Below are 7,152 nucleotides of genomic sequence, written 5' to 3'. Positions count from 1 at the left end.
GAAGAAGACCACGGCCGCGAAGAAGGCCACCTCTGCCGGGAACAGGGGCGGCAGCGCCCGGTCCCGGCTGCCGAAGGGAGGCGGTGAGGGATGACCGACGCTCTCGGATCGGCGAAGTCCGCCGCGAACGGCGCGACGAAGAACCCGCTCACCGATGTGGCTCACAGCGAGGCCGCCGACCGGCTGAAGGCCGAACTGCAGGAGTACCTCGCCGCTCAGGCCACGCGCATGCTGACCGGTGTGGGCCGCAAGCTCGGCGAGACCACCGGCAAATTGAACGACATCGCCGAGGGCAACAGCCCCGGCTTCGCGAAGCTCGCCCTCGACGGCGGCAAGAAGATCGCCGAGGGCAAGGGGCCGCTGCGCGCCGCGCTGGAGACCGGCGGCTCGCACCTGAAGGACAAGGTCACAGGTGCCTTCAAGGGCCTCGTCGGCAAGGGCAAGGGGAAGGGCAAGGGCCGTTCCGGCAACAAGCCCACCGTCATCATCGAGCACATCGATGTCGGCGTACCGCTGCGCACGGCGTACGACCAGTGGACCCAGTACCAGGACTTCAGCACCTTCGCGAAGGGCGTCAAGGCCGCGAGCAAGGCCGACGACACCACCTCCGACTGGCAGTTGAAGGTCTGGTGGTCCAACCGCAGCTGGAAGGCGACCACGACCGAGCAGGTCCCCGACGACCGCATCGCGTGGACCTCCGAGGGTGCCAAGGGCACGACGAAGGGCGTCGTCTCCTTCCACCGGCTCACCGACGGCCTCACCCGCGTCCTGCTGGTCATCGAGTACTACCCCTCCGGTTTCTTCGAGAAGACCGGCAACATCTGGCGCGCCCAGGGCCGCCGCGCCCGGCTCGACCTCAAGAACTACGTCCGCTTCATCACGATCAAGGGCGAGGCGGAGGACGGCTGGCGCGGCGAGATCCGCGACGGCGAGGTCGTCGTCAGTCACGAGGACGCGCTCGCCGAGGAGGAGTCCGAGGAGGAGGGCACCGAGGGCGAGGAGCCGGAGGACGAGTACGAGGAAGGCGAAGAGGAACCCGAGGGCGAGTACGAGGAGGAGGACGAGGCCGAGGGCGAGTACGACGAGGAGGCCGAGGGCGAGGAGGAGCCCGAGGAGGAGCCCGAGGGCGAGTACGAGGAAGACGAGTATGAAGAAGAGGAAGCTGAGGCAGGGAGCCGGCGATGACGACCCCCAGCAGGATGCCCGAACCCTACGGCCAGGGAGGCAGCGCCAACCTGGCCGACATCCTGGAACGGGTGCTGGACAAGGGCATTGTCATCGCGGGCGACATCCGCATCAACCTGCTCGACATCGAACTCCTCACGATCAAGCTCCGGCTCATCGTCGCCTCCGTCGACAAGGCCAAGGAGATGGGCATCGACTGGTGGGAGAGCGACCCGAACCTGAGTACTCGGGCCCGCCGTGATGAACTGACCCGTGAGAACGCCGAGTTGCGCGAGAGGCTGGCCCGGCTGGAGGAGCTGGAGCCCGGCCGCGCGGAGAAGAAGGAGGCCCCGTGACCGGACTGCGGTACGTCTACGCCGTCTGCCGCCCCTTCGGTACGCCGCTCCAGTCCCAGCTGTCAGGGGTGGCGGGCGATCCGCCCCGAGCGCTGACCCACCACGGTCTCGTCGCCGTGGTCAGTCATGTGCCGGAGCGGGACTTCGCCGAGGAACCGCTCCACGCGCATCTGGAGGACCTGGACTGGCTCACCGAGACCGCCCGCGCCCACCAGGGCGTGATCGACGCGCTCACCACCGTCACGACCCCGCTGCCGCTGCGGCTCGGCACCGTCTTCCGGGACGACAGCGGCGTACGGACGATGATGGAGGCACGCGAAGAGGACTTCCAGCGCACCCTCGAACGGCTGGAGGGCCGGGTCGAGTGGGGCGTGAAGGTGTACGCCGAGTCCGAACAGCAGGAGAGTCCCCGGCCCGCGCAGAAAGCCGCGTCGGGCCGGGACTATCTGCGGCAGCGGCGTATGCAGACCAGGTCGCACGAGGAGATGTGGCAGAAGGCCGAGCATTTCTCGAACCGACTGCACGAAAACCTTTCCGCATTCGCGGAGGATTCCCGGCTGCACCCTCCTCAGAATCCCGCGCTTTCCAAGGCGACCGGGCGGAACGTATTGAATGCCGCGTATCTGGTGCCGCGCGCAAATTCCGAGGAATTCGTGGAACTGGTGGACCGTACGAAGGGCGACGTGCCCGGAATGCGTATCGAACTCACCGGCCCCTGGGCGGCCTATTCGTTCGCCGGAGAGGCCACATGACCGACGGAGAGAAGTCGTGACCGTAGTGGAACGCCGTGAGGTCGCCCTCGTGGACCTGCTCGACCGGTTGCTCGCCGGCGGCGTCGTGATCACGGGGGACATCACGCTGCGCATCGCCGACGTCGACCTGGTCCGGATCGACCTCAACGCGCTCATCAGCTCGGTGAACGCCCAGGTGTCCTCGCCGTTCGAGGAGTTGCTGTGACGTCAGCCGACAGCCCCCGGCCCAACCCTCGTCCGCAGCGCAACCGGATGGACCTGGAGCCCGACACCGTCGAGCGTGACCTGGTCAAACTCGTGCTGACGGTGGTGGAACTGCTGCGCCAGCTCATGGAGCGCCAGGCGCTGCGCAGGTTCGACGTGGGGGATCTGAGCGAGGAGCAGGAGGAGCGGGTCGGGCTCACGCTGATGCTGCTCGAGGAGCGGATGACGGAACTGCGCGACCGCTACGGACTGCGGCCCGAGGACCTCAATCTGGACCTCGGGCCGCTCGGACCGCTGCTTCCCCGGGACGGGGGCTGAATCAGCGGGCTAATTCACCACCTGTACCACCGGCCCCGGCTCCCGGCTGCCGACGTGCCCCGCACGAAGAATCCCAGCAGCCACAGGACGAGAACCGCCAACGCGATCCACCAGAGTATCTTTACCGCAAATCCGGCACCGAAAAGAACCAAAGCCAGAAGCAGTACCAGCAGAATGGGAACCATAATGTGAACCTCCTGCATTCAGGGTGTCCCCGAAATGGTGTTTCAGGCTTCCTTTCGGCAGAGAATTTCTCCGTGCAGCACGCTGAACCAGCCGTCCTCCTGCTCGCCCCATTCGCGCCACGCCCCGGCCGCCGCCCGCAGCTCCTGCTCGCCGGCGTGGCCGCCCAGCCGGGCCCGGTCCGCGTACGTCGAGGCAAGGGTGCGGTCGGCCCACAGCCCGCTCCACCAGGCCCGCTCCTGAGGCGTGGCGAAGGTCCACGTCCCGGAGCCCGCCGTGACGTCCGTGAGCCCGGCGCGCAGCGCCCAGGCCTTCAGCCGGCGCCCGGCGTCCGGCTCACCGCCGTTGGCCCGGGCGACCCGGCGGTAGAGGTCCAGCCAGGCGTCCAGCCCCGCGGATTCCGGATACCAGGTCATCGCCGCGTAGTCCGCGTCCCGCACGGCGATGATGCCGCCGGGCCTGACGACCCGCTTCATCTCCCGCAGGGCCCGCACGGGATCCCCCACGTGCTGGAGCACCTGATGGGCGTGGACCACGCAGAAGGTGTCGTCCGGGTAGTCCAGGGCGTGCACGTCGGCGACGCCGAAGTCGATGTTGGCCAGTCCCCGCCCGGCCGCCGTGGCGCGCGCCTGCTCCAGGATCTCCGGCACCCGGTCGACGCCGGTGACCTGCCCGCCGGGCACGAGCTCCGCCAGGTCGGCGGTGATCGTGCCCGGGCCGCAGCCGATGTCCAGGATCTTCATGTGGGGCTCGAGCGAGGGCAGCAGATAGGCCGCCGAGTTGGCGGCGGTCCGCCAGGTGTGCGAGCGGAGCACCGACTCGTGGTGCCCGTGCGTGTAGACGGCGGTCTCCCGTGGTTCCGGCATGGCGGATCCCACCCCTTCCGTTCCTCCGGTCGGCATGGGATCACCGTACGCATCGGGGCCGAATGATGAGACCCGTATCCTGCTATATGGACTGACGGAGCGTCAGTCAGTAGCCGGTGATGGGCCGGTACACGGTCAGCGCCTCGGGCAGCTTCTCCAGGGTCACGCGGCCCTCGACGTCGATGACCTCGCCGTCGTAGGCGAGCAGCGTGCCGGGGGCCACGTGGTCCAGGCGCAGCCGTCCCACCTGGACGGCCGCATGGGCGGGCGAACGGGTCAGCGGTCCCGCGAGGGCGGCGGCCACCAGTCGCGCGGCGGGCCGGCGCCCACCGTGCACGACCCGCACGTCGAGCTGCCCGTCCGCGAGGTCCAGCCGGCGCCCGGGCGCGAGCCCCACGCGGTGATAGGTGCCGTTCCCGGCGAACAGCAGCCACAGCGGACGCGTACGGCCCTGGAACTCGGCCTCCAGCGGATGCCGGTCGGCCCGCAGCACGCGCCGGGCCGCCAGGAGGCCCGCCGGCCAGCCGCCGATCCGGTGCGACCAGCGCTCCCGCTCGCGCACGAGCTCCGGATAGACGCCGACACTGCAGGTGTTGAGGAAGACGCCGTGCTCGTCGCCGCAGGAGAACCGGCCGACGTCCACGCGTACGGCATCGCCCTGGCGCAGCGCGCGGGCCAGGTCCCGTGCGCCCTCCACGCCCAGGTCGTAGGCGAAGTGGTTGAGGGTGCCGCCGGGCAGCACGGCGAGGGGCAGCCGGTGCCTCAGGGCGATGCGGGCCGCGGCGTTCACGGTGCCGTCGCCGCCGCACACGCCGAGGACCCGGGCGCGGCCGGCCGCCTTCTCCAACTCGGCGGCCACGTCCTGCGGTGCGCACTCGACGACCTCGGCCAGCGGGAGTTCGTCGCGCAGGGCGCGGGCACGCTCGGCGGTTCCCGCGGCGGTGTTCGCCACGAGCACGAGCCCCTCGCCCTCCAGCAGCGCCGGGACCTCGGCACGGGGACGGGCCGGCGGGACGGCCTGCGACCGCGTCGGCACCAGGCCCCGCACGGCGAACGCGGCACCCACGCCCAGGGCCGCGCCGGCCAGGACGTCGCTCGGGAAATGGACGCCGGTGTAGACGCGGGAGAGGGCGACCGAGGCGGCCACCGGGGCGACGGCCGCGCCCCACAGCGGGGACTCCAGGGCGACACCGGTCGCGAAGGCGGCGGCCGACGCGGCATGCCCGGAGGGGAACGACGTGGTGATCGGCTGCCGCTTCAGCCGCCTGATCAGCGGGACCGCGTCCAGCACGGGGCGGGGGCGGCGCACCGAGCGCTTGCCGAGGGTGTTGATGGCGAGGGAGGCGAGGCTCAGCGAGGCCAGACCGCGGGTCGCCGCGCGGCGGGCCCGGGGCGTGCGGCTCGCCGCGAGGGCGGCGGCGGCCGCGAACCACAGGGCCCCGTGGTTCGCGCCGCGGCTGAGCCGGGGCAGGACGGGGTCGGCCCCGGGCCAGTGCCGGTCGGCGGCGGCCTCGAAGAGACGGCGGTCCAAGGCGAGGACGCGGTCGCGCAGGGGGTGGTGCCCGGGCTTCGGTGTGGTGAGGTCCAGGTCGGGGGTTGTCATGGGGGTGCGGGTACCCCGAGGGGGGTGGGCACACCGTCGCTTCACCGTGCTTGGCGTCACCGGCGCCAAATGCGTTTGCCCTCGCACGTCCCGGCGCCGCAGAATCCCTGCTCATGGGTCACCTCGAAGCCGCGCACCTGGAGTATTACCTGCCCGACGGAAGGGCGCTGCTGGGTGATGTGTCGTTCCGGGTGGGGGAGGGGGCCGTCGTGGCCCTCGTGGGGCCCAACGGTGCCGGGAAGACCACCCTGCTTCGCATGCTCGCCGGTGAGCTGAGGCCGCACGGCGGTTCCGTCACCGTCGGCGGCGGCCTCGGCGTGATGCGGCAGTTCGTCGGATCCGTACGCGACGAGACGACCGTTCGCGACCTGCTCGTGTCCGTCGCGACGCCCCGTATCCGCGAGGCGGCCCGTGCCGTCGACGCCGCGGAGCACGCCATCATGACCGTCGACGACGAGGCCGCCCAGCTCGCGTACGCCCAGGCCCTCGCCGACTGGGCCGAGGCCCGCGGCTACGAGGCCGAGACGCTGTGGGACATGTGCACCACCGCGGCCCTGGGCATCCCGTACGACAGGGCCCAGTGGCGGCTCGTCCGCACCCTCTCCGGCGGCGAGCAGAAGCGGCTCGTGCTGGAGGCGCTGCTGCGCGGCACCGACGAGGTGCTGCTGCTCGACGAGCCCGACAACTACCTCGACGTACCCGGCAAACGCTGGCTGGAGGAGCGGCTCGCCGAGACCCGCAAGACCGTGCTGCTGGTCTCGCACGACCGCGAACTCCTCGCCCGCTCGGCCCAGCGCATCATCTCCCTGGAACCCGGACCGGCCGGCGCCGACGCCTGGATGCACGGCGGTGGCTTCGCGACGTACCACGAGGCCCGCCGCGAACGCTTCTCCCGTTTCGAGGAGTTGCGCAGGCGCTGGGACGAGAAGCACGCCCAGTTGAAGAAGCTGGTGCTGACCCTCCGTCAGGCGGCCACCAACAGCGATGGGATGGCGTCCCGCTACCAGGCCGCCCAGACCCGCCTGCGCAAGTTCGAGGAGGCCGGGCCGCCCCCGGAGCCGCCGCGCGAGCAGGACATCAGGATGCGCCTCAAGGGCGGCCGCACCGGCGTCCGCTCGGTCACCTGCGAGCACCTGGAACTCACCAATCTGATGAAGCCCTTCGACCTGGAGGTCTTCTACGGCGAACGCGTCGCCGTCCTCGGCTCCAACGGCTCCGGCAAGTCCCACTTCCTGCGGCTGCTCGCCGGCGGCGACGTGGCGCACACGGGGCTCTGGAAGCTGGGCGCCCGTGTCGTGCCCGGCCACTTCGCGCAGACCCATGCCCACCCGGAGCTGGAGGGCCGCACGCTCCTCGACATCCTGTGGAAGGAGCACGCGCAGGACCGCGGCGCCGCGATGTCCCGGTTGCGCCGCTACGAGCTGACGAACCAGGCCGAGCAGACGTTCGACCGGCTGTCCGGCGGTCAGCAGGCCCGGTTCCAGATCCTCCTGCTGGAGCTCCAGGGCGTGACGGCGCTGCTGCTCGACGAGCCGACCGACAACCTCGACCTGGAGTCCGCCGAAGCGCTCCAGGAGGGCCTGGAGGCGTTCGAGGGCACGGTCCTCGCGGTCACACACGACCGCTGGTTCGCCCGCTCCTTCGACCGCTACCTGGTCTTCGGCAGCGACGGCCGGGTCCGGGAGACCCCGGACCCGGTCTGGGAC

9 protein-coding genes are annotated in these 7,152 nt (G+C 70.9%); 6 read left to right on the top strand and 3 right to left on the bottom strand.

The window, feature by feature from the left end; all coding sequences use genetic code 11:
* The first annotated feature begins 90 nt into the window (after positions 1 to 90).
* From ACFTZL_RS37835 to ACFTZL_RS37815, 5 genes are read left to right on the top strand one after another with little or no spacing between them, the layout of a single operon-like run.
* Positions 91 to 1,185: an SRPBCC family protein gene (locus tag ACFTZL_RS37835; protein WP_382592835.1), complete on the top strand. Its 1,095-nt coding sequence runs from the start codon at positions 91 to 93 to the stop codon at positions 1,183 to 1,185.
* The gene (locus ACFTZL_RS37830) at positions 1,182 to 1,520 is read left to right on the top strand and encodes a gas vesicle protein (protein WP_382592832.1); all 339 of its coding nucleotides are present in this window, start codon (positions 1,182 to 1,184) and stop codon (positions 1,518 to 1,520) included. The genes ACFTZL_RS37835 and ACFTZL_RS37830 overlap by 4 nt, the downstream gene beginning before the upstream one ends.
* Complete coding sequence (locus ACFTZL_RS37825; RefSeq protein WP_382592830.1) at positions 1,517 to 2,272, top strand: GvpL/GvpF family gas vesicle protein; 756 nt, start codon at positions 1,517 to 1,519, stop codon at positions 2,270 to 2,272. Before ACFTZL_RS37830 ends, ACFTZL_RS37825 begins: the two co-directional genes overlap by 4 nt.
* 16 nt (positions 2,273 to 2,288) lie before the next feature.
* A complete protein-coding gene (locus tag ACFTZL_RS37820) occupies positions 2,289 to 2,477 on the top strand; it encodes a gas vesicle protein (RefSeq protein WP_184588487.1) in 189 nt (62 codons plus the stop codon).
* A gap of 47 nt (positions 2,478 to 2,524) precedes the next feature.
* Positions 2,525 to 2,794, top strand: a complete 270-nt coding sequence (locus tag ACFTZL_RS37815) for a gas vesicle protein K (RefSeq protein ID WP_382592842.1) — start codon at positions 2,525 to 2,527, stop codon at positions 2,792 to 2,794.
* A 14-nt stretch (positions 2,795 to 2,808) separates the two neighbouring features.
* Here ACFTZL_RS37815 and ACFTZL_RS37810 read toward each other — a convergent pair whose 3' ends face one another.
* From ACFTZL_RS37810 to ACFTZL_RS37800, 3 genes are all read right to left on the bottom strand, one after another.
* The gene (locus ACFTZL_RS37810) at positions 2,809 to 2,979 is read right to left on the bottom strand and encodes a hydrophobic protein (RefSeq protein ID WP_382592827.1); all 171 of its coding nucleotides are present in this window, start codon (positions 2,977 to 2,979) and stop codon (positions 2,809 to 2,811) included.
* 42 nt (positions 2,980 to 3,021) lie between these two features.
* Positions 3,022 to 3,843 (bottom strand): class I SAM-dependent methyltransferase, encoded by an 822-nt coding sequence (locus ACFTZL_RS37805; protein ID WP_382592838.1) that lies wholly within the window; start codon positions 3,841 to 3,843, stop codon positions 3,022 to 3,024.
* 106 nt (positions 3,844 to 3,949) lie between these two features.
* Entirely contained in the window at positions 3,950 to 5,446 is a 1,497-nt protein-coding gene (locus ACFTZL_RS37800) for a bifunctional phosphatase PAP2/diacylglycerol kinase family protein (protein WP_382592824.1), read from the bottom strand.
* A 113-nt stretch (positions 5,447 to 5,559) separates the two neighbouring features.
* On the opposite strand from ACFTZL_RS37800, the gene ACFTZL_RS37795 reads away from it, so the two are divergent.
* Positions 5,560 to 7,152, top strand: a 1,593-nt coding sequence (locus ACFTZL_RS37795; protein WP_382592822.1) for an ABC-F family ATP-binding cassette domain-containing protein, incomplete at its 3' end; no start/stop codon positions are given.

Source organism: Streptomyces sp. NPDC056948, from assembly GCF_042674225.1.
In the GTDB taxonomy this organism is placed as follows: domain Bacteria; phylum Actinomycetota; class Actinomycetes; order Streptomycetales; family Streptomycetaceae; genus Streptomyces; species Streptomyces purpurascens.
This window is presented reverse-complemented; position numbering and strand designations above follow the sequence as displayed.

Bases quoted from the DNA above. Each gene is read 5' to 3' on its own strand.
- ACFTZL_RS37800 (WP_382592824.1), bottom strand. From the start codon at position 5,446: ATGACAACCCCCGACCTGGACCTCACCACACCGAAGCCCGGGCACCAC.
- ACFTZL_RS37815 (WP_382592842.1), top strand. From the start codon at position 2,525: ATGGACCTGGAGCCCGACACCGTCGAGCGTGACCTGGTCAAACTCGTG.
- ACFTZL_RS37810 (WP_382592827.1), bottom strand. From the start codon at position 2,979: ATGGTTCCCATTCTGCTGGTACTGCTTCTGGCTTTGGTTCTTTTCGGT.
- ACFTZL_RS37805 (WP_382592838.1), bottom strand. From the start codon at position 3,843: ATGCCGGAACCACGGGAGACCGCCGTCTACACGCACGGGCACCACGAG.
- ACFTZL_RS37835 (WP_382592835.1), top strand. From the start codon at position 91: ATGACCGACGCTCTCGGATCGGCGAAGTCCGCCGCGAACGGCGCGACG.
- ACFTZL_RS37830 (WP_382592832.1), top strand. From the start codon at position 1,182: ATGACGACCCCCAGCAGGATGCCCGAACCCTACGGCCAGGGAGGCAGC.